2 protein-coding genes are annotated in these 1,240 nt (G+C 68.1%); both read left to right on the top strand.

All coding sequences use genetic code 11. The annotated features are described in order from the left end of the window. Window positions 1–91 precede the first annotated feature (91 nt). Window positions 92–1,024 (top strand): tRNA (adenosine(37)-N6)-dimethylallyltransferase MiaA, encoded by a 933-nt coding sequence (gene miaA / locus U1700_RS14850; RefSeq protein WP_332753454.1) that lies wholly within the window; start codon window positions 92–94, stop codon window positions 1,022–1,024. 85 nt (window positions 1,025–1,109) lie between these two features. Continuing rightward, window positions 1,110–1,240: thiamine pyrophosphate-binding protein (locus U1700_RS14845; protein WP_332753455.1), on the top strand; the 131-nt coding region annotated here is incomplete at its 3' end.

Raw genomic sequence — 1,240 nt, 5'->3', positions numbered from 1 at the left:
GGTGCAGCCCGCCGCCGCCAGTTTTGCCTGCGCGGTCGTCAAATCGGCATCGGCCAGCTGGCCCTTGGCTGCTATCAGCGTGGCGATGAACATGGCGAACTCCTCTGACCGACCCAGGGTCGCGCTCATCGCAGGGCCGACCGCCAGCGGCAAGTCCGCATTGGCGCTCGATCTGGCGAAGGCGACCGGCGGCACGATCATCAATGCCGATTCGGCGCAGGTGTACCGGGACCTGTCGATCCTGACCGCCCGCCCCTCCCTCGAGGAAGAGGCGCAGGCACCGCATCGGCTGTTCGGTCATGTCGACGGCGCGGACACCGGCTATTCGGCGGCGCGCTGGGCGGCAGAGGCACGCGCTGCGATCGAGGACAGCCTGGCGGCGGGATCGCTGCCCATCCTGGTCGGCGGCACCGGCCTTTATATGCGCACCCTGCTCGATGGCATCGCGCCGGTGCCCGAGATCAATGCTGATATTCGCGCAGAGGTCCGCGCCCTGCCCGTCGCCGAGGCGCATGCCGCCCTGTCGCGCGAAGACCCCATCGCCGCCGCCCGGCTAAACCCGGCCGACACCACCCGCGTCGCCCGCGCGTTGGAGGTGGTGCGCTCGACCGCCCGTCCGCTGCACGAATGGCAAGCGCATAAGGAAGGCGGCATCGGCAACCGGATCGCCCTGTCCGCCGTCGTCCTGCTCCCCGACCGCGACGGGCTGAACGTCCGGATCGACCTGCGTTTCGGCGAAATGCTGGACGAAGCGCTGGACGAAGCTGCCGCTTTGCTCGCGCGGCCCGACCTGCCCGCCGACGCCCCCATCCGCCGCGCGATCGGCGTGCCCGAGGCCGCCGCGCTGCTGGCGGGCACCATGACCCGCGCCGAAGCGCAGGCGGCGGGCGCACTGGCGACAAGGCGTTATGCCAAAAGGCAATTCACCTGGTTCCGGCACCAGCCCGGCCCGGGCTGGACAGTGATTCCCGACACCGCACTCGATGTGCGACGCAACATAATAGAAACTTTATTGCGCAATTGACGGTTGACGCGCACTTTTTAAACTTGTAGCCGCGCCATTCCCGACACGCCCCGTCAGTGGGCACGGACGCAGAAGGACGAAGACGATGACCGAGAAGAGCGGAGCCGATATCCTGGTCGAGGCGCTGTGCGATCTCGGCGTGGAGGTCGTCTTCGGCTATCCGGGTGGTGCGGTGCTGCCGATCTACGACGCCATGTTCCGATCGACGCGCATCCG

The sequence above is a fragment of the Sphingomonas sp. RB1R13 genome, from assembly GCF_036663775.1.
Lineage (GTDB): Bacteria > Pseudomonadota > Alphaproteobacteria > Sphingomonadales > Sphingomonadaceae > Sphingomicrobium.
This window is presented reverse-complemented; position numbering and strand designations above follow the sequence as displayed.